Below are 20,177 nucleotides of genomic sequence, written 5' to 3'. Positions count from 1 at the left end.
TTTGTTATTTTTTCGGTGTTTTGTTAAGAAGTCATACAAAAGTTAGCAATGGTAACCAAATTTTAATTCTGGTCCGACACTATAAGGGAAAGGCACAGCATTAATGGAGCACCTTCCCATGGCTTTTAACACCACCAATCCCCTCATTCAGGTGGAGGATGACCGCACTGGTCTGAGCGTGGAAACCCTCAAGCGGGCTTTGGCAGACAATTTGTTTTATCTCCAGGGTAAATTTCCCGCCATTGCCACTAAAAACGATTGTTATATGGCCCTGGCCTACACTATCCGCGATCGCCTCCTGCAACGGTGGTTAAATACATTCCAAACCTATCTCAACTGTGACAATCGGGTGGTGTGCTATCTGTCGGCGGAATATTTGCTGGGGCCCCATTTGGGTAATAACCTAATTAATTTAGGGCTATGGGAGCCGGTGCAACAGGCGGTGGAAGAATCGGGGTTGAGCTTGGATGAGTTAATTGATATTGAAGAAGAACCGGGGTTGGGCAACGGTGGTTTAGGTCGTTTGGCCGCCTGCTTTATGGATTCCCTGGCTACGTTGGAAATTCCGGCGATCGGCTACGGCATCCGCTACGAATTCGGTATCTTTGACCAGGAAATTAAAGACGGTTGGCAGGTGGAAATCACTGATAAATGGCTCCAACTGGGTAATCCTTGGGAAATTGCCCGTCCTGAATCCGCTGTGTTAGTCAAACTGGGGGGCCATACGGAACCCTACACCGATGACCAAGGTAATTATCGGGTGCGTTGGATTGCCGGCAGTTTGGTCAAAGGCATTCCCTATGACACTCCCATTTTGGGCTACAAAGTCAGCACCGCCAATAATTTGCGCCTGTGGAAATCGGAAGCGGCGGAATCCTTTGATTTTCAACGGTTTAATGTGGGGGATTATTACGGGGCAGTGCAGGACAAAATGTCCTCGGAAAATCTCACTAAAGTGCTCTATCCCAACGATGAACAGATTCAGGGGAAAGAGTTACGGCTGGCGCAACAATACTTTTTTGTTTCCTGTTCTTTGCAGGACATGATTCGCATTCACCTGTCGGACAATCCCACCCTGGAGAATTTCCACGAACATTTTGCGGTGCAGATGAATGACACCCATCCTTCCATTGCGGTGGCTGAACTGATGCGTCTGTTGGTGGATGAGCATCACTATGAATGGCAACGGGCTTGGGCCATTACCGAAGCCACCTTTGGTTTTACTAATCACACTTTGCTACCGGAGGCATTGGAAAAATGGTCTTTGCCCCTGTTTGGCGAAATGTTACCCCGCCATTTGGAAATTATTTACGAAATCAACCAACGTTTCCTAGATCAAGTACGGATGAAATATCCCAACGATGGCGATCGCCTGGCCCGGTTATCCATCATTGACGAAGCAGGAGAAAAGTCGGTGCGGATGGCCTATCTGGCCACGGTGGGTTCCCATGCCATTAATGGGGTGGCGGCGTTGCATAGTCAACTGGTGAAGGAGACTATTCTTAAAGACTTTTACGAACTTTGGCCAGAAAAATTTAGCAATAAAACCAACGGCGTTACCCCCCGGCGCTGGATGGTGCTCAGTAATCCCCGCCTGAGTAACTTAATTTCTTCCCGCATTGGTGATGGCTGGATTAAAAATTTAGACGAGCTAAAACAACTGGAACCCTTTGCTGATTTGGCTGGATTCCGACAGGATTGGTGCAAAGTTAAGCGGGAAGTTAAGCAGGATTTAGCTCGCTATATCCACACCAGAACTGACTTAGTGGTTAATCCCGATTCCCTGTTTGATGTGCAGGTAAAACGAATCCATGAATATAAACGGCAACATTTGAATATTCTCCACGTTATCCATCTTTATTTGCAGATTAAAAATAATCCTAATCTGGATGTTACACCCCGTACTTTTATCTATGGTGGTAAAGCAGCCCCCGGTTATTTTACCGCTAAATTAATCATCAAGCTGATCAACTCCGTGGCAGATGTAGTTAATAATGACCCCACCATTGGCGATCGCCTGAAAGTTATCTTTTTGCCGGACTATAACGTTAAATTTGGCCAAAGGGTCTATCCCGCCGCTGATCTTTCCGAGCAAATTTCCACCGCTGGCAAAGAAGCTTCCGGCACCGGCAATATGAAATTTTCCATGAATGGAGCTTTAACCATTGGCACATTGGACGGGGCAAATATTGAAATTCGAGAAGAGGTGGGGGCAGAAAACTTTTTCCTCTTTGGCCTCACCACTCCAGAAGTGGAAAAAACCTTGGCGGAAGGCTATCAACCTTGGGAATATTACAACAATAATGCCAACTTAAAAGCTGTGGTAGATCTGATTAATTCTGGCTTTTTCTCCCATGGTGACACAGCATTATTTCGCCCCTTAATGGATTCCTTGTTGGGTCAAGACCCATACCTTGTATTTGCCGATTTCCAAGCCTATGTGGATTGTCAAAACCAAGTGGGAGAAGCCTATAAAGATCAGGAAAACTGGGCTCGCATGGCCATCTTAAATGTGGCTCGCATGGGTAAGTTTTCCTCGGATCGCACTATTCGGGAATACGCCGAAGACATCTGGGCTATCAAACCCGTGGTAATTGAATTAGAAGACCTCTGTCCCGATGGTCAATGTTTGTTAATTTCTCCTAATAAATAGTTACCTTAACCTGCCTCTATTGCACTGTAAAAACCCAGTCCTGAGCATCAGTTACATTTTGTTAAGACACTGTTACTGGCCCTTCAATCTTCGTTTACCGTCCAGATAAAGACAACTTTCGTCACCTTTTATCACTGGATTGTGATTATTCCAGTATCACCATGGTCAACTCGGTAATAGGATGGTTGAGACGGCGGTTTTTACTAGTAGGATTGAGTGTTTTACTGATAACTTTTTTAGGGATTTTTACTCCAACCATTGCCCAAAGTGAACAATGGCGATCGCTCTCCAACGTGGTTTGGGGTAAGGATTTACCAGCTTTTACCTATGCCTTTAGCAAAACTCCCCTAGTGCTTTACGACGGCGGCACCACTAAACAGGTGGGTACCTATAACTTTCCCGTCAGCAAGGGGATGGCGGGGGTTTATATGAGCTTGGAGCCCGGAGCGATTCGGGAATTACATTGGCATGCCAACGCGGCGGAATGGGCCTATGTCATGGAAGGCAGAACCCGGATTACCCTCACCAGTCCCGAAGGCAAAGTGGAAATTGCCGATGTGGACAAAGGAGGGCTTTGGTATTTTCCCCGGGGTTGGGGCCACAGCATTGAGGGCATTGGTCCCGACACTGCCAAATTTTTGCTGGTATTCAACGACGGCACCTTTTCTGAAGGGGCAACCTTTAGCGTTACTGATTGGCTTTCCCACACTCCGATCGCCTGGGTGGAAGAAAATTTAGGTTGGACGGCGGCCCAGGTAGCCCAATTACCCAAAAAACAGGTTTACATTTCCTCCTACGGCCCGGCTTCTGGCCCCTTGGCTAGCGCAACTCCCCAGGGGCAAACGGCCAAAATTGAAGTTCCCCACACCCATAATCTCCTGGGGCAACAACCCCTAGTTTCCCTGGGTGGCAACGAATTGAGGCTAGCCAGCGCCAAGGAATTTCCCGGCAGTTTTAATATGACCGGCGCTTTAATTCATTTAGAACCGGGAGCCATGCGTCAACTCCATTGGCATCCCAACGCGGACGAGTGGCAATATGTGCTCGATGGGGAGATGGATTTAACCGTTTTTGCTTCCGAAGGTAAAGCCAGCGTTAGTCGTCTCCAGCAGGGAGATGTGGGCTATGTGCCCAAGGGTTATGGCCATGCCATCCGCAACAGTTCCCAAAAGCCGTTGGATATTGTGGTGGTTTTCAATGATGGGGATTATCAAAGTATTGATCTGAGTACTTGGTTAGCTAGCAATCCTAGCTCGGTGTTGGGGAATACTTTCCAAATTTCGCCGGAATTAACTAAAAAGTTACCAGTGCAAGACACGATTTTTTCTCTACCAACCCAACCATAATTATTGATAACTACCAAGGGGGAATAATGGCATGAAAATAGGAAGAATTACGGCCTATGCCCTAGTTGTGATTATTTTTGTGCTGTTTTTTTCCCTGGTAACTCCAGTAAGCTCTAAAACCGTTGCTACTATTACTTTGCCTGGGGTTTGTAATGCCAAATTATCTCCCCTTGCCATCAGTTGGCAGTTACCGGCAGACGTGGAAGGGGAACTCAAGCAAAAGAATTTCAATGTTGTCCAACGGGCGGTGGATACCTTTGCTTGGCAAGAATTCATTGCCCTAAACTGGCCCGCTATAGTTGGCGACGGCGATCGGGGAGTGCCGGATAAAAATTTAGCCATCAATGCTCCCGGCCCAAGGGTGTGGGAAACCTGGAAAGAAACCAGCGAAGTTTATTTGCCCAATGGCGCAGTGCCGCAGCCATGGAATAGTAATGAACCTTTACCCAATGGTTTGAAAGGAGATGGAAGAACGAAAATTTTATTTCGTCAAAGCAAGGTGGATGAAGTACTCAATGATGAATTTCAACCCACCAAAGCTGATGGGGCATTGCCCGGAACTTTGACCGATCAGTGGGGCAATGTGGTGCGCTATGAAATTCGCATGAATAAGGTGTTGTTTGATTATGTGGTGAAAAATAAACTTTACAACCCAGAACAACAGGCTCTTTTACCCGAAATTAATGCCCCTGATGGCTCCATTTTAATTAAGGCCGCTTGGCGGGAAATTACCCCGGAGGAATCCGGCCGTTTTCACAATGTACCGGCCTATGTGCAGGATTTAACCACAGGGAAATATCAACTGCAACAGATGGGTTTGGTGGGATTTCACATTATGTATAAAACTCCCAGTGCGCCCCAGTGGATTTGGTCCACCTATGAACAGGTGGATAATGTCCCCGGTTTAAACCACAGTGGTTCTGCCAATACCGTTTTCTCCTTCCACGGCGATCGGTGCGTTAATTGCTTGACCAACAAACAAACCATTCTTGGTGTTCCCAACCAAGTCACTCGCCGAACTCCTATTCCCCACCAAGACCCGGATTGCAGTCAACCCACCAAAGCAGTGGATAACGTTGCCGAGCTTAACCGCCTTGTACAAGCAGGGTTAAAAGATTCCGTTTGGGCCAATTATGAATTAATCAATGCTCAATGGGCTATCCCCAAATCAGCGGCGGATAAAAGCCCCGACACCGTTTTTCACGTTCTACCAGCCCTGTTAGCCAATACCACCATGGAAACCTATATCCAGGGGACATCTTCCTGTATGGGATGCCACGCCATGGCCCGGAGTAGTAATGTCAAAAAATTTGCTTCGGCGGATTTTAGTTTTACCTTTGCCGATGCCCTCCCGACCCAAATTGATCCTCAAGTTGTTTCTCCCCCCGATGAACCGGTAACGGCTTGGGATAATCAGCATTGGAATAGTATTCTGCGGGGCTATCAATTAACGACCGAAACCTATGAGGAAATGCCAGAATTTGTGCTCACTGCCAAGCTTCATTGCGCTAGTTGTCACCTCAATGCCGGGGCTAATCCGAAAGCATCTTCCTGGTTTGGCATGATGAAAAAATATCAATATCCAGAAACCATCAATTTACAGAAACGGATCAATCTTTGTTTTGAACATAGCCTCAACGGCAAACCTCTGACCATTACCGCCGATAGTCCCGATTTCCAAGCTTTTATCAGCTATATGCAGTGGCTGGATGAACAGGCAGAGGTATTGAACATCGATTTGCCCAAAACCCCCTATCCCCCCATTGCCAAACTGACGGGGAATCCAAATCAAGGCCAGGCAATTTTTGAGCAGAAATGTGCTTTTTGCCACGGTGCGTTGGGCCAGGGTCGCTATGGCAGTGACACCTATTATCGCCCAGCCCTATGGGGCCCCAATTCCTTCAATCGCCAAGCGGGGATGGCGAGGATTAATACTTTGGCAGAATTTATCCACGGTAATATGCCCTATCAATTTGATGGAGTGTTGACGGATCAAGAGGCCTGGGATTTAGCTACCTACATTGATGGTCAACCAAGACCGGAAGGGCCCGGATCACGCCAGAATTGATGGTTTTAGGTCAGTTGTGCAAGCAAACCACATTGCTAGCCTGATGATTGGTCTGACTAGCGATCGCCAATGGCCAGAAACTCTTTCAGATCAAAAATTGCTTCCTGGTGACGATACCATTTGAATTCCAGATAGTTATGGAAGGGGTCAGCTAGGAAAAAAGTGCGATGTTCCGTCAATTCTCCAGCAAAGCGTAACTTGGGCGGCAAATGATAGGGCACTCCGGCCGCTTCCACCTGTTCAGAAAAAGCAAACCAATCCGCTTCGACAGGAAATACTAAACCAAAATGGCGGGGATAGATGCCCGGTTGTTTTACTAAAGGTTCCAGGGTAATGTGGGCCACCACCTGATGGCCGTAGAAATCTAGAATTATTGCCTTATCGGTTTCTCTGCCGGCCTTGGCCCCCAGGCGATCACAGTAAAATTCCTTAGTTTTCGCAATATCATTAACGGGGATAGCGAGGTGAAAAATAACGGGGCCTGTCATCGGAATTGCCCTCTAGTCTTACAAATCAACACTGACCCTTTCATTCTAAGCGTCTTACCCTTTGCCTTTAGCACCCCCGTCACCGGCTGTTAACTTGACCTCTTTTTTTTGCATTTTGGAGTTAGGCTGAGAATCCCCCTGTCTGTTGATCGCCCGGTTACCTTGCCATGGCCTACGAACCTCTGCACCATAAATATCGCCCCCAGACCTTTGCAGATTTGGTGGGCCAAACGGCGATCGCCGCCACATTGAGCAATGCCATTGAACAGGAGCGCATCGTACCTGCTTACCTATTTACGGGCCCCAGGGGAACGGGAAAAACTTCTTCAGCCCGAATTTTAGCCAAATCCTTAAACTGCATCGCTGGCGATCGGCCTACTGCCACTCCCTGCGGCCAATGTGCCACCTGTCGGGCTATTACTAACGGTTCAGCTTTAGACGTAATTGAAATTGATGCGGCCAGTAATACAGGGGTAGATAATATCCGAGAAATTATTGAACGGGCTCAATTTGCCCCAGTACAGTGCAGATATAAAGTATATGTGATCGATGAATGCTTAACGGGGGACTCACAAGTTTTGACCCGCAATGGCTTAATGTCCATTGACAATCCCCAAATAAAAGGGCGAGAAGTTCTGAGCTACAACGAAACTCTACAGCAATGGGAATATAAAAAAGTTTTAAGATGGCTTGACAGAGGCGAAAAGCAAACATTGTCTATTAAGACAAAAAATTCTACAGTACGGTGTACGGCTAACCATTTAATCAGAACTGAACAAGGATGGACGAGAGCGGAAAACATCACTCCCGGAATGAAGATACTATCCCCTGCGAGTGTGGATGTGGACAATTTATCGCAAAGTACGGCACTGACCGCAAGCTTAGGCGGTTTGTCCGGGGCCATCAACTACGAGGCAATCAATACGGACAAAAAAAATACGACCTTATCTCTATCCTTGAAGAAGCAGAAGCCACAAGACCCTTTTGTCAATGCGGATGTGGCGAAAAACTTGATATTCCAGCATTTTTGCAGTGCAAAGGAAGAGAAATTAAAAGTATCCAATCCCATTGGCGAAGACATCCCTACAAAAAAAGCCACGGACTTTGGGATCTCAGAACAGAAAAAATTACATCAGGGTCAGAACCGTTGGGAGCAGAAATTCTCGGTCTTATCTACGGAACCTTGCTTGGGGATGGAAGTATTGACTATCCCAACCCACATAGCCGATTCCCCCGCTTGCGATGGACCCACGGCACCAAGCAGTCAGAATGGATGGAATATAAAGCGGCAAGACTGGGATGTCTGTCACCCAAAATACGATTCACAGCCAATAAAGGCTATGGGGAAAGTTCCATCTGCTGTCAAACCCGTTGTTCCCCAAACCTTATTGATGTTTTCAGCACAGTCAAACCTGGAGGTAAAAGAAAACAAGTTTCTTCGGAATGGCTCTCGCATATCACTGAAGAAGGAATGGCTTGGTGGTACATGGACGACGGTTCCCTCTCTATTTCCGAATCTGGGAGTCCATCAATTCAGTTACACACAGAGGGCTTTTTCCCGGAAGAAAATCAACTTATTGCTGAATGGCTTACCGATAGAGGATATCCCACCAGTGCAAAATCCTATCGCAGAAGCATTAACAGCAAAACCTATTACTACACAAAAATGGGAGCAGTGGCCACCCGCAAGTGGTTATCGGACTTGGAAATCTATTCCATCCCCGCAATGGCATACAAATTTCGAGGAAGTTGAGTCCGTCACTAAGGGTCAAGTGGAAAAAGTTTATGACCTGGAGGTGGAAGATAATCACAATTTTGTTGCCAATGGCTTACTAGTCCATAACTGTCATATGTTGAGCACGGCCGCATTCAATGCCCTGCTAAAAACCTTGGAAGAGCCACCGGAGCGGGTTGTTTTTGTCCTCGCTACCACCGATCCCCAGCGGGTTTTACCCACCATTATTTCCCGGTGTCAGCGGTTTGATTATCGCCGCATTCCTTTGCAGGCCATGGTGGACCATCTCCGTTATATTGCTGGGCGAGAAAATATTAATATTGACCAACCAGCTTTGACCCTAGTGGCCCAAATTGCCAATGGTGGTTTACGGGATGCGGAAAGTTTACTCGATCAATTAAGTCTGCTCCCCGACCTGATTACCCCCGATAAAGTTTGGGACCTCGTGGGGGCGGTGCCGGAACAGGATTTGTTAGCCCTCCTAGAGGCGATCGCCAGTGACGATGCAGAAACCCTATTGGCTACCTGTCGGCAGATTTTGAACCGGGGGCGGGAACCCTTGGTGGTATTGCAAAATTTAGCCAGTTTTTATTTGAATTTACTTATTGCCCAAACAGCTCCCCAACGCTCAGATTTGGTGGCGGTGACGGCGGAAACCTGGCAAGCCCTGTGTGACACGGCGCCCCAATGGCAAAGGGGAGTGATTTTGCAAGGACAACAAAAACTTAAGGAAAGTGAAATCCAAATTCGTAACACTACCCAGCCCCGACTTTGGCTAGAGGTGACCCTGTTGGGGCTGTTGCCATCCGCCTGTGGGTTGGACACTGGGGCAGTTAGTCAAACGGCAGTTAGAACACCTGTGGCTCAACCAATAACTCCGCCAAAGCCCAGTAATGTGGTGACTTTCCCTGGTGGCTCACACAACCATCTAACCGTGGTGGATTCTCCTACAATGATTCCTGTTTCTGAACCTATTGTTCTAGAAGAGAAGCTAGAAGCAGATGTAGAGCCATCCAGCTTTGAGCCGAGCAACGCCCATTGGGATCTGACCCAGTTATGGTCGGAAACGTTAAACAATCTAGGGGCGCTCAGTCAATCTTTATTTAAATCCTTTGGTTCTTTGATCAATTTGGTGGGGAATAATGCCACCGTCAGTGTTACCACCCAACAACTGCTTAAAATTGCGGCGGGCAAAAAGGATGAATTGGAAGCGGCCCTAGGGCAAGCCTGTGGCCAATCGGTGAAAGTGAATTTGGTGGTGGGTAAGCCATCGACCCCGGAAACTACTCCGGTTAACAGCGCTCCTCCCCCTAGCCATAGTAAGCCGCCAGCCTTTGCTCCAGAGCCAAGCCCTCCCCCCACCGCAGCGGTTAATGCTAATCCGGCTCCCACTGTGCCTCCTTCTCCCCCGGCGATCGCCAGGGGCCCCGCTACATCGGAAATAAAACCTTCCCCCCGACGGGAATCAAATAATTTCTCTAATCCTTCTCGGCCCAAACCAAAACCGGCTCCAGCCATGGAAGAGCCGCCTCCGACAGATATTGGTGACAGTGCCACCCGCAAGGCGATCGAGCAGTTTGCCAAAAATTTTGACGGGGAAATTGTGGCATCCGATGCGGCTCCCAAACAGGAATCGGATAATGGCGATGATTTATCTACGGAACCAACGGCGGAACTTGGTCAGCAACCCATGGATCACAATGGACATCTGCAAATTAACCAACCCACCGTCCTGAACCGACCGGCGATCGCCCCGGAGGAAGAAGAAGATCTACCTTTTTAGTAGCTGTCTCAAAAGTCTAATTTTTTTCTAATGGGACTCACTGCTTTTCGGCAAAGAAGCCCTTAACTTTTTCTACCCCCGTTTGCACATCGTGCCAGGAAAGTTTCAGCAGGGAAAATACCCCCACAAACACCAGGGCAATGCCAATGAGAAAATTGCTATCGGCCAAAAACAAACCCACAATGACGATGAAATAGGGGGAAAGGATCGCGCTAACTTTTTCCACCACCTGGACGGTTTCGGTCTGTTTTGGTTCATTCATGGTCCGTTGTTCCGGAAAATTCAGCAGGTTGATAGACGATTATCCCTTGGAATTATACTGGCCTGCCAGAGCAGATCAAGCCAAGGCCGGCCCACGGCGATCGCCCTTTAGGGAGTAAAACCGCAGTAGATGGGCTAGGAAAACGGGGTAAAATCAGCAAGTATTCCTATGCACAATTCTGCCCCAAGCCACTGTGACTGAAGCCAAAAGTTATAAAGACACCGTTAACTTGCCCCAAACCCGCTTTGATATGCGGGCCAACGCTAACAAAAGAGAGCCGGAAATTCAGCAATATTGGCAGGAAAAAGGAATTTACGCAGATTTAGCCGACAATAATCCCAAAGATTTGTTTGTGCTCCACGATGGGCCGCCCTACGCCAACGGTGCCCTCCACATGGGCCATGCTTTAAACAAAGTTCTCAAGGACATTATTAATAAGTATAAACTATTACAGGGGCATAAAGTCCATTACGTTCCCGGTTGGGACTGCCACGGTTTGCCCATTGAGTTGAAAGTTCTACAAAGTTTAAAAAGCAGTGAACGGGCGGAATTAACTCCCCTCACCCTCCGTCACAAAGCCAGGGATTTTGCCCTCAAAGCCCAACAGGAACAGGCGGTGGGATTCCAGCGTTATGGCATTTGGGGGGATTGGAAAAAGCCTTATTTAACCCTGACCCCGGAATATGAGGCGGCCCAGATTGGCGTATTTGGGGCCATGGCGTTGAAAGGTTATATCTACAGGGGTTTAAAACCGGTCCATTGGAGTCCTAGTTCCCGCACAGCCCTAGCAGAAGCGGAGTTGGAATATCCTGAAGGTCATACTTCCCGCAGTATTTACGTTAGTTTTCCCATCACCCAAGCAGGGGAGAAAGCCGCTGAAATTTTGGCCCCCTACATTGATGATTTAGCGGTGGCCATTTGGACTACAACCCCCTGGACATTGCCGGGCAATTTGGCCGTGGCATTAAATCCGGAATTAACCTATGCGGTGGTGGAAACGGAGTCCCATATTTTTCATCGCAGTTACTTAATTGTGGCCCTGGATTTAGTGGAAAAATTAAGTGAAACTTTCGGGGTCAAATTAACGGTTAAAGTAACTCTGCAAGGGGAAAGTTTGGAAAATACCTGTTATCAGCATCCTCTGTTTGACCGGGTTAGTCCCATTGTTATTGGTGGCGATTATGTCACTACCGAATCTGGTACCGGGCTAGTGCATACGGCTCCAGGCCACGGTCAAGAAGATTACGTTGTCGGGCAACGGTATGGCTTACCAATTTTGTCCCCGGTGGATGCGGCGGGCAATTTAACGGAGGAAGCAGGGAAATTTGCGGGGCTTAATGTGCTCAACGATGCCAATGAAGCCATTATTAATGCGTTGCAAGATCAAAAAGTTTTGCTCAAAGAAGAAGCTTATGAGCATAAATATCCCTACGATTGGCGCACCAAAAAGCCGACTATTTTCCGAGCCACGGAACAGTGGTTTGCTTCGGTGGAAGGTTTTCGGGATCAAGCTTTAAAAGCGATCAAAGAAGTTACCTGGATTCCAACCCAGGGGGAAAATCGCATCACTCCCATGGTTGGCGATCGCAGTGATTGGTGCATTTCCCGGCAACGGGCTTGGGGGGTTCCTATTCCCGTATTTTATGACGAGGAAACCAGTGAGCCTTTGCTAACGGAAGAAACCATTAATCATGTGCAACAAATCATTGCGGAAAAAGGTTCCGATGCTTGGTGGGAATTAACCGTAGAGGAACTCCTGCCGGAAGCATACCGCAACAATGGTCGTACTTACCGCAAAGGGGAAGACACCATGGACGTATGGTTTGATTCTGGCTCTTCCTGGGCAGCGGTCGCAAATGCAAAAAATCGACCATTAAAATACCCGGTGGATATGTATTTGGAGGGTTCCGACCAGCATCGAGGTTGGTTCCAGTCCAGTTTACTCACCAGTGTGGCAGTAAATGGCATTGCCCCCTATAAAACAGTGTTGACCCACGGTTTTGTACTGGATGAAAAGGGTCACAAAATGAGCAAATCCCTGGGCAATGTGGTGGACCCCTACCAGATTATTAATGGCGGTAAAAATCAAAAACAGGAACCGGCCTATGGGGCTGATGTGTTGCGGCTTTGGGTGGCATCGGTAGATTACGCCAATGATGTGCCCATTGGCCAGGGCATTCTCAAACAGTTGGTAGATATACGCAATAAAATTCGCAATACGGCCCGGTTTTTACTAGGTAACTTGCATGATTTTAATCCTGAAACCGATGCAGTGGCCTATGAAGATTTGCCAGAATTAGACCGCTATATGTTACACCGTATGACGGAAGTATTTACGGAAGTAACGGAAGCCTACGAAAGTTTCCAATTCTTTAAGTTTTTCCAAACGGTGCAAAACTTCTGTGTGGTGGATTTGTCTAACTTCTACTTAGATATTGCTAAAGACCGTCTGTATATTTCCGCCCCCAATGCTCCCCGTCGCCGCAGTTGCCAAACCATTCTCCAGTTGGCGTTGGAAAATTTAACCAAGGCGATCGCCCCTGTGCTGTGTCATTTAGCGGAGGACATTTGGCAATTTTTACCCTACGAAAAACCGACGGAATCGGTATTCCAATCAGGCTGGGTAAATTTAGATGCCCAATGGCAACAGCCGCAATTAGCTCAAAAGTGGGTTAGCCTACGTCAATTACGAGATGGAATTAACCAACTTCTCGAACAGGCTCGAAGGGACAAAGTGATAGGTTCATCTTTGGAGGCTAAATTGATTATTGTGGATCCCCGAACTGCTGAAAGTGGCACGGATGAAAAACAAGGAGAAAATTTTGTGCATTGGTTCTACGGATGGTTAGAAAATTTTAATGAACCCACATTTGATCCCAATGACCGAAAAATTTCGCTTCGCAACATATTTCTAACTTCTCAAGTTGAGTTTATCAAGTCTGCTGAAATTGAACCATCTTTTACGTATGAGGAAACCGTAGTAATTAACCTGGAACGGCATGATAATAATATTCGCACTAAACCCATTAAGATTATTGTCACTAAAGCCGACGGTCATAAATGTGAGCGTTGCTGGAATTATTCCACCCAAGTGGGCAGTTTCAGCGATGACCCCACCATTTGTGAGCGGTGCAACGAGGCCCTCCAGGGAAACTTTTAGATCTCCATAGTCTGAACGGAGTTGATTGAGCCATAGCCCAAGGGCTTGATTTCGGGAGGATTACAACTTCCTCCCTTAAATTGGGACTGCCAACGGACTTTTATCCAAGTGGAAAGGGCGGCACAGTCACTCAGTGGACACCTGAAAATTTACCCAGGCGGAACGGGAAGAATAGGGTTCTACCCAAGCTAACTGCTCGCCGCTATTGAGGGCATTGCGAGGCCCGCTCCAAGGCTCGAGGCACAGATAATCTTTCCCAGCCACAGTCCACAACACCAGAGTTTGGTACAGTTCGCTGAAGCTAACTTCTATCTTTAAATTCCGGTCTGGGTCAATAAAATGGGCCCTTGGCTGGGAAATTTGGGTAAAGGCTAAATCCAATTCCGGGGAAGTTAGATTCAGTTGCCCGTCATAGCCATGGCAATCGCCAGTTTTTTGGTCTAGGTAATCATTGGCAGGAATTGCTAACGTAATCCCTAACTTCTCTCGGCAGAAAAAATAGGGATGGAAACCGAGGGAAAAGGGCATCCGCTGATCGCCAAGGTTGGCAATACGTTGTTCAATGCGGAGGCTATGGCCCTGGAGTTGATAGCTGAAAACCAACTCAAATGCAAAAGGGAAAGCTTCGAGGGTGGCATCATTGTGGCTCAACCGTAGATCCAACCGGGCATTGTCTTGGGTTTGCTGGCCGATTACTTCCCACGGCAGATCCCGCGCAAAACCATGTTGTTTCAGGCGATAGCTTTTACCGGCGTGGTTGAACTGATCCTGGGGCAGATTGCCACAAATGGGAAACAAAATTGGGATGCCTCCCCGTACTGACAGGGATGGATCCTGGAACCGCTCTCGGTCAAAATACAGGATGGGCTGACCTTGAACGGTCCACTCGGTCACCAGACCGCCCCGCCCCGGCACGAGGGAAAGACGGGCCAGACTTTGATCATCCTCCAAATGGTAGGTCAGCGGGCGATCGGGGGTAAAGCTAATGTTGTACATGGTTAGCAGAGCACCTTACCATAGGCTTCCACTTCGCTACAAACTTCATAAATATTGGTGACCGGAGGCACATTAAACAAAGGGCCCATTTCGTCCAAAATTTTGCGATGGACTTCCGTTTGATTCGCCTCCATATCTTCGATCGTATTCCAGAGAATCACGGCAATGCCCTCGTCGGAATTGGGTTTTCTTAGCAGGAAGGCACCCTTAAAGCCACTTTTATAGGTGGAAATGGCCTTCTCATATAACCGTTGGGCTTCTGCAAACCGACCGGGTTTAAATTCTCCGATCGCCACATAGGCGCATTTATGTTGGAGGCAGTCAAAAAATTCAGCGGACATAATTGTTCTCTCCGGCGGTGAAGGGGCCTTACTCTACTTATACTTCTGGGCTTTGGCCATCAAGACAAATTAGTCATTATTCTTAACTTTCCCCTGCCCAAGGTAAATCTAGATCATCCCCAGCAATTTAAGTAAGCTTTTGCCAAAGTTGAATTTCGTAGCATAGATGATCCCGAAAAATATTCCCAGCCTGTAATCCTTCCTTTACCAAAACCTTAGCCTTTTTACCCAAAAAGTAATCGAAAATTTTATACAGAGGGGGGACTGCAATTCTGACTAAACTAGCTAAATAGGTTAAAGTTGAAACACCAAAAGTTTGAAAATTTTGCACACAAAGGTCTAAGGTAGGTACAATTTGTTGGGAAATATCATCCCTATCGAGCAGAATAAAACCGGCTTCTTTCATCGCCATCTGTAATTCACTTTTGATCAAACAATTGGAAAACATTCCTGTCTGATAATCTTCATTTTTACGAAACATATCAGCCAAGAGAACATAACCCCCTGGTTTTACCAATAATTTTGCCCCATCGGCGATAGTGGCTACAGCCATATATTGGGTACTTTCACTAAAAAGCAACAAATCATATTGGGGCATAGAACCAATCCGTTGCCAATCTTCTATAAAACCTTGGAAAGTATTACTATTAAAGCGAGCTTTGCCCCCAGTCTTTTGTAAAAAACTTGACTCCTGAAAAGGATCTGGGGCAATTCCTTCCACCTGTAAACCTTTGCCAATTAGTTGACTGGCGTTATCACCGTTGCCACAACCCACATCCAATACAGTTTCGATATTCTGCGGTAAAAATGAAAGCAAATGGTCAGTATATTTTTCCTGAGCATGGCGCAATTTAGCCATAGTCAGATCATCTTCGGTTTCCGGAATTGGTTGCCAATAACCGTAGTGGAGATGGGAAGACCCAGTCAGATCTTGGTAGTACTGAAGCGCGGCGTTTTGATAGCGAGTAACATTATCCATTCCAATACAGTACCATCAAAGCCAGAATAACCGTTGGGCAAATTTATGGCCGGATTTTTTCAATGGTAGTTAGGTGAAAATTCCAATGTTCAAATATAGTACTAAGCGGTGATCGATACCCCATCTAAAATAATTGATGGAGTGGCACAGGAACCCTGCCAACGACGGTCTGAACCCAAAGCGATAATCTGATTTAATAATTCATAAATGTTGCCAGAAACCATAGTGTCCTTAACCCTGCCAGTAATTTCACCATTCTGCACTCGATAACCCAAATCAACGTTGATGGAAAAATCACCGGAAATATCCGCCCCCCCCCCAAGAATTTGATCTACAACTAAACCATTACCCAATTTTTTAAGTAACTGGTCGAAGCTAGCGGTTCCCGGTGTGATTAACATATTCACCAAACCCGGTTGGGGCGCACTGCCTAGGCTAGGACGAAAACCATTACCCGTGGTGGTTGTACCTAATTTTTCTGCTGTTTCATGGTCTGTATAAAACTGGGCAATTTTTCCATTTTTAATTAAAGCCAGTTTTTGAGTACGGCTTCCTTCATCGTCAAAGGGACAATCAAAGGGAATGGCGGTGGGATCTTGACTAATATTCAATTCTTCAATGGCCACAGTTTGTCCTAATTTTTCTGCCCATGGGGATGAGTCTTCCGCTACCCGTTGACCATGGAGGGCTTCTCCTACCGTGTCCCAAAGCAAACTGGCCGCGCCACTGGTGAGCAAAATGGGCATTTTGCCGCCCTGGATTTGTTGATTCACTTCCACCCAAAGTAGCCGTTGCCGCAGATTTTCCACCACCTGTCCGACGTTGGTCTGGCCCCGACATTGCTCCCCATCATAGATGGCTAAAAAATCCTCTCCCCGAATCCATTCCACCCCGAAGTAGTAACTCAAACTTCTCTCTGTCCAGGTACAGTCCAAACCTTCACTGTTAATTAGGCGGGTGCTGTCAGTGCTACAGGCTAATTCGCCACTACAGAGCACTTCGGCAAACTCTGACCGTAAACTGGCGATCGCCGTTTGACCCCAATCGATTAATTGTTCTACGGAAACATCTTCCCCTAAACTTTCCCGATAATCTTGCCGGGGAGCAGTGAACCGGGGCGGATTGGGGGGATTCAAGGCTGCTAGGGCCAACGCTTTTTCGACTAATATTTCCGGTTCCACCGGACCATAGGCCACCGCTAAACCAGCCTGACCATTTTTCCATAACCGCAGGGCTACCCCTTCCGATTCAGAACTTTCCAACTGTTTTAACCGATTAGCCTCAAAGAAAACTGGTCGGGAAAAGGATCGGGAGTAATAAACTTCAGCGCTTTCCGCTCCGGCTTGTTGGGCTTGGTCGAGGTAAACCGATAGATCGGTGGTCATGGCAAAACTAGATGATAGACAAACAAAAAAGGGAGACGAATATTCCCCTCCCCATTATTAAGTATTCAGCTCTCCCCTAGGGTTAGAAGTCCCCATTGAGGTCAGCTAACTAAACGGAAACTAGAACCTTATCGCCACTGCCCACCTCATCCTTAGCCCGCATTTGGGTCAAAATGGCATCGACATTTTTCTTGGCATCGCCGAACAGCATTTGGGTATTTTCCTTATAAAACAAAGGATTTTCTACCCCAGCATAACCGGAAGCCATGCTCCGTTTCATCACCACCACCTGTTTGGCTTTCCACACTTCCAACACCGGCATTCCGGCGATCGCACTGGTGGGATCTTCCAAAGCACTGGGGTTCACCGTGTCATTGGCGCCAATCACTAGCACCACATCGGTTTCGGGGAAATCTTCATTAATTTCGTCCATTTCCAGCACTACGTCGTAGGGCACATTGGCTTCCGCTAACAGAACGTTCATGTGGCCAGGCAAACGACCAGCGACAGGATGAATGCCAAACCTGACCTTAACACCCTTTTCCTTGAGTAATTTGGTAATTTCTGCCACGGGATGTTGAGCTTGGGCCACCGCCATACCGTAACCGGGGGTAATGATCACGCTCTGGGCATCGAGCAATTCCTCCGCGACTTCTTCCGCACTAGTTTTAGTGACTGTACCAATTACCTCCTGGGCTGGCCCTTTGGAAGCAGCACTAGAACCTTCGCCAAAACCACCCAGGATAACGCTGATAAAAGAACGGTTCATGGCCTTACACATGATGTAGCTCAAAATTGCGCCACTGCTTCCCACCAACGCCCCAGTGATGATCAGTAGATCATTGGAGAGCATAAAGCCCGCCGCCGCCGCCGCCCAGCCAGAATAGCTGTTGAGCATGGAAATGACCACCGGCATATCTGCCCCCCCGATCGCCGCTACGAGATGCAGACCCAACACCCCGGCAATGGCGGTCATGATTAACAGGGGGGTCAAGCCAGCGGGGCTATTCAATTGCATAAACTGCACCCCGAAAATCACCGTAGCCACCAGCAGGGAAATGTTCAAGAAGTGCCGAGCCGGGAGCATGAGTGGTTTACTGCTGATAATGGCCCGCAATTTGCCAAAGGCCACGATGGAGCCGGTGAAGGTAACAGCCCCAATGAATACGCCTACATAAATTTCAATTTGATGGATAAAAGCTTCGGAACCCGCTAAACCATTTTCCGGGGCTAGGTAATTGGCAATACCTACCAAAACCGCCGCTAAACCCACAAAACTGTGCAAAATCGCCACTAGTTCCGGCATGGAAGTCATGGCTACTCGGGAGGCTAACAGGGAGCCGATAACCACCGCAGGTAAAATTGCCCCCAGCAGAGTGGTGTAACCAGTAAAGTCGCCCCCTAAAGCAGTGGCTAAAAAGGCGATCGCCATGCCGGCAATGCCATAAACATTTCCCCGCCGGGCAGTTTCCTGATTGGCCAGGCCCCCCAGGCTGAAGATAAATAATATGCTGGCGGCCACATAGGCCACGGTTTGTAAACTGTTAGACATAAGAATTTAGTGGTAATTGGTTATCAATTTAAGTAAAGGATTAGGGTTTTGCATAAACCCTTTCAATGATGGGAATCGGCTCTCCGTGTTTGTGATAGCTTTCCTTTACCCCTTGCCAGGCAATTTCTAATTCAGCAAGAGCGGCTTGGGGAGAATCGGCAAACGCTGAAACATTGGGCATTTCCGCCAAGCAAGCTAACCAATCCCCATCTTCATCCTGAAAAAGATTGATTGTGTAACCATCAAAAATATTACTAACAGTCATAATCACTCCTGAAGAAGATTGAGAAATTGCTTAACTTGATAAGCTTTTGCTTGACCATTTTTTGTTGGTTGAACGGACAAGCGATGCTTATCATAGGAGTACCAAATACGGTGACTACCAGTTTGATGATCAAGAAGCCAACCAGATAGTTCTAAAAGCTTTTCAAATTCTCTAAAGCTGAGGCCTTGGGGATTATTTTTAGCTTTGCTTAAAAGTTTTTGTTTCTTGTCCATTTATTGAAGCCTTATTAGGACTAAATCTGTAGTCTCGACTCCGTATAAATGACCTGTAAAGATTCCAAAATTGCTTTTTTCCTCAGTGGATTTTGGCTTTGCTCAATGCTTAACCGTTCCATTAAGTCCACCTTCCGACCAAAAATTTGTTGAAGTTGATCTTCCATATCCACCAGATCTAAGATTGTCCAGGGAACATTAGGCTCAAAAGAGACCAAAACGTCAATGTCGCTGTTATCTAGATCAAAATCATCTCGGAGAAATGAACCAAATAGGGCAAGCTCAGTTATTTGCCATTGCTGACAAAATGCAGTAATTTTGCCTGGATCAATGGAAACTTTATATTTAAATGCTGGGGAAATTTGCATGGGATTTATCGAGCCATAACGTAGGACACAGCAACGTGGAAACCGGCTTCATGTTGAGTTAATTGGAAATCTTGGATAATTCTTTTGTCCTTAGGAAATACTTCTAATTTGCGCTCAATTAACTCCTCAACAAAAACTCTTAAATCCTGCGTCGCTTCTATACTTTCTGGCTCGAGGGGATTGCTCAAATCTGTAAAAAAAGCTTCCATAAGTTTTTCTCGCCCACTTTCTGGGAATACTGAACAATTCCAGGCTAATATTGCTAGCTCAAAGAAAAATTCCCTTTCTTCATAGGAGTCTTCATCACCAATAAAGGGGGCGACAAATTCCTCTAAAACCTCAGACATTTTTCTCATGCCTTTGGGATTTTTAACAAAGGTGGCGCCTTTATTGTGCTCATCATTTTCAAGCTTTTTTTTGAATTGATCGTAAGCCGCTAATTCCTTTTTTCTAATGGATTGAGAAGTAGACTCCCTTCTTGGTGATTTCTCAGCATGGGTTTCTTCGTGAAATAATTTTTGAAATTCTTTTGATTTTCTGGCCATAATTTAATTCCTATTAAA

The 20,177-nt window shown here is 46.8% G+C and carries 16 protein-coding genes; 5 read left to right on the top strand and 11 right to left on the bottom strand.

The window, feature by feature from the left end; all coding sequences use genetic code 11:
- Positions 1-103 precede the first annotated feature (103 nt).
- The 3 genes from C7I86_RS05055 to C7I86_RS05045 all read left to right on the top strand — a co-directional run bounded on the left by C7I86_RS05055 (position 104) and on the right by C7I86_RS05045 (position 6,067).
- Complete coding sequence (locus C7I86_RS05055) at positions 104-2,653, top strand: glycogen/starch/alpha-glucan phosphorylase (protein ID WP_010872181.1); 2,550 nt, start codon at positions 104-106, stop codon at positions 2,651-2,653.
- Positions 2,654-2,814: 161 nt separating this feature from the next.
- Positions 2,815-3,999 carry a cupin domain-containing protein gene (locus tag C7I86_RS05050; protein ID WP_010872180.1) on the top strand — a complete coding sequence of 395 codons (1,185 nt, stop codon included), beginning with the start codon at positions 2,815-2,817 and terminating at the stop codon, positions 3,997-3,999.
- Positions 4,000-4,030: 31 nt separating this feature from the next.
- The gene (locus C7I86_RS05045) at positions 4,031-6,067 is read left to right on the top strand and encodes a c-type cytochrome (RefSeq protein WP_010872179.1); all 2,037 of its coding nucleotides are present in this window, start codon (positions 4,031-4,033) and stop codon (positions 6,065-6,067) included.
- Positions 6,068-6,123: 56 nt separating this feature from the next.
- Here C7I86_RS05045 and C7I86_RS05040 read toward each other — a convergent pair whose 3' ends face one another.
- On the bottom strand, positions 6,124-6,555 hold the full coding sequence (locus C7I86_RS05040) for a VOC family protein (protein ID WP_010872178.1): 432 nt from the start codon (positions 6,553-6,555) through the stop codon (positions 6,124-6,126).
- A 167-nt stretch (positions 6,556-6,722) separates the two neighbouring features.
- Here C7I86_RS05040 and dnaX point away from each other — a divergent pair, with 167 nt between their 5' ends.
- Positions 6,723-10,073: a DNA polymerase III subunit gamma/tau gene (gene dnaX / locus C7I86_RS05035; RefSeq protein WP_010872177.1), complete on the top strand. Its 3,351-nt coding sequence runs from the start codon at positions 6,723-6,725 to the stop codon at positions 10,071-10,073.
- A gap of 37 nt (positions 10,074-10,110) precedes the next feature.
- Here the strand turns inward: dnaX and C7I86_RS05030 are convergent, their stop codons facing one another.
- On the bottom strand, positions 10,111-10,335 hold the full coding sequence (locus C7I86_RS05030) for a hypothetical protein (protein WP_010872176.1): 225 nt from the start codon (positions 10,333-10,335) through the stop codon (positions 10,111-10,113).
- A 193-nt stretch (positions 10,336-10,528) separates the two neighbouring features.
- Here C7I86_RS05030 and ileS point away from each other — a divergent pair, with 193 nt between their 5' ends.
- Positions 10,529-13,495: an isoleucine--tRNA ligase gene (gene ileS / locus C7I86_RS05025; protein WP_010872175.1), complete on the top strand. Its 2,967-nt coding sequence runs from the start codon at positions 10,529-10,531 to the stop codon at positions 13,493-13,495.
- 126 nt (positions 13,496-13,621) lie between these two features.
- Here ileS and C7I86_RS05020 read toward each other — a convergent pair whose 3' ends face one another.
- The 9 genes from C7I86_RS05020 to C7I86_RS04980 form a co-directional block, all read right to left on the bottom strand.
- Positions 13,622-14,491 carry an aldose 1-epimerase gene (locus C7I86_RS05020; RefSeq protein WP_010872174.1) on the bottom strand — a complete coding sequence of 290 codons (870 nt, stop codon included), beginning with the start codon at positions 14,489-14,491 and terminating at the stop codon, positions 13,622-13,624.
- Positions 14,492-14,493: 2 nt separating this feature from the next.
- A complete protein-coding gene (locus C7I86_RS05015) occupies positions 14,494-14,832 on the bottom strand; it encodes an antibiotic biosynthesis monooxygenase (RefSeq protein ID WP_010872173.1) in 339 nt (112 codons plus the stop codon).
- A gap of 127 nt (positions 14,833-14,959) precedes the next feature.
- On the bottom strand, positions 14,960-15,811 hold the full coding sequence (locus C7I86_RS05010) for a bifunctional 2-polyprenyl-6-hydroxyphenol methylase/3-demethylubiquinol 3-O-methyltransferase UbiG (RefSeq protein ID WP_010872172.1): 852 nt from the start codon (positions 15,809-15,811) through the stop codon (positions 14,960-14,962).
- Positions 15,812-15,912: 101 nt separating this feature from the next.
- Complete coding sequence (locus C7I86_RS05005) at positions 15,913-17,196, bottom strand: TldD/PmbA family protein (RefSeq protein ID WP_010872171.1); 1,284 nt, start codon at positions 17,194-17,196, stop codon at positions 15,913-15,915.
- A gap of 109 nt (positions 17,197-17,305) precedes the next feature.
- Positions 17,306-18,748: a Re/Si-specific NAD(P)(+) transhydrogenase subunit beta gene (pntB, locus tag C7I86_RS05000; protein WP_010872170.1), complete on the bottom strand. Its 1,443-nt coding sequence runs from the start codon at positions 18,746-18,748 to the stop codon at positions 17,306-17,308.
- Positions 18,749-18,788: 40 nt separating this feature from the next.
- Positions 18,789-19,013, bottom strand: coding sequence for a type II toxin-antitoxin system HicB family antitoxin (locus C7I86_RS04995; protein WP_020861600.1), 225 nt, complete (start codon positions 19,011-19,013; stop codon positions 18,789-18,791).
- A 2-nt stretch (positions 19,014-19,015) separates the two neighbouring features.
- On the bottom strand, positions 19,016-19,246 hold the full coding sequence (locus C7I86_RS04990; protein ID WP_020861599.1) for a type II toxin-antitoxin system HicA family toxin: 231 nt from the start codon (positions 19,244-19,246) through the stop codon (positions 19,016-19,018).
- Between the two features lie 20 nt (positions 19,247-19,266).
- Positions 19,267-19,614 carry a nucleotidyltransferase family protein gene (locus C7I86_RS04985; protein ID WP_010872168.1) on the bottom strand — a complete coding sequence of 116 codons (348 nt, stop codon included), beginning with the start codon at positions 19,612-19,614 and terminating at the stop codon, positions 19,267-19,269.
- Positions 19,615-19,619: 5 nt separating this feature from the next.
- Positions 19,620-20,159 carry a hypothetical protein gene (locus C7I86_RS04980; protein ID WP_010872167.1) on the bottom strand — a complete coding sequence of 180 codons (540 nt, stop codon included), beginning with the start codon at positions 20,157-20,159 and terminating at the stop codon, positions 19,620-19,622.
- Between the last annotated feature and the right edge of the window lie 18 nt (positions 20,160-20,177).

Origin of the sequence: Synechocystis sp. IPPAS B-1465 (assembly GCF_003015225.1) — a bacterium.
Lineage (GTDB): Bacteria > Cyanobacteriota > Cyanobacteriia > Cyanobacteriales > Microcystaceae > Synechocystis.
Note: the sequence above shows the minus strand (reverse complement) of the source record. Positions and strands in the feature narration are given on the sequence as shown.

Coding starts and splice junctions, on each gene's coding strand:
- C7I86_RS05055 (WP_010872181.1), top strand. CDS start 104: ATGGAGCACCTTCCCATGGCTTTTAACACCACCAATCCCCTCATTCAG.
- C7I86_RS05050 (WP_010872180.1), top strand. CDS start 2,815: ATGGTCAACTCGGTAATAGGATGGTTGAGACGGCGGTTTTTACTAGTA.
- C7I86_RS05045 (WP_010872179.1), top strand. CDS start 4,031: ATGAAAATAGGAAGAATTACGGCCTATGCCCTAGTTGTGATTATTTTT.
- C7I86_RS05040 (WP_010872178.1), bottom strand. CDS start 6,555: ATGACAGGCCCCGTTATTTTTCACCTCGCTATCCCCGTTAATGATATT.
- dnaX (WP_010872177.1), top strand. CDS start 6,723: ATGGCCTACGAACCTCTGCACCATAAATATCGCCCCCAGACCTTTGCA.
- C7I86_RS05030 (WP_010872176.1), bottom strand. CDS start 10,335: ATGAATGAACCAAAACAGACCGAAACCGTCCAGGTGGTGGAAAAAGTT.
- C7I86_RS05020 (WP_010872174.1), bottom strand. CDS start 14,491: ATGTACAACATTAGCTTTACCCCCGATCGCCCGCTGACCTACCATTTG.
- C7I86_RS05015 (WP_010872173.1), bottom strand. CDS start 14,832: ATGTCCGCTGAATTTTTTGACTGCCTCCAACATAAATGCGCCTATGTG.
- C7I86_RS05010 (WP_010872172.1), bottom strand. CDS start 15,811: ATGGATAATGTTACTCGCTATCAAAACGCCGCGCTTCAGTACTACCAA.
- C7I86_RS05005 (WP_010872171.1), bottom strand. CDS start 17,196: ATGACCACCGATCTATCGGTTTACCTCGACCAAGCCCAACAAGCCGGA.
- pntB (WP_010872170.1), bottom strand. CDS start 18,748: ATGTCTAACAGTTTACAAACCGTGGCCTATGTGGCCGCCAGCATATTA.
- C7I86_RS04995 (WP_020861600.1), bottom strand. CDS start 19,013: ATGACTGTTAGTAATATTTTTGATGGTTACACAATCAATCTTTTTCAG.
- C7I86_RS04990 (WP_020861599.1), bottom strand. CDS start 19,246: ATGGACAAGAAACAAAAACTTTTAAGCAAAGCTAAAAATAATCCCCAA.
- C7I86_RS04985 (WP_010872168.1), bottom strand. CDS start 19,614: ATGCAAATTTCCCCAGCATTTAAATATAAAGTTTCCATTGATCCAGGC.
- C7I86_RS04980 (WP_010872167.1), bottom strand. CDS start 20,159: ATGGCCAGAAAATCAAAAGAATTTCAAAAATTATTTCACGAAGAAACC.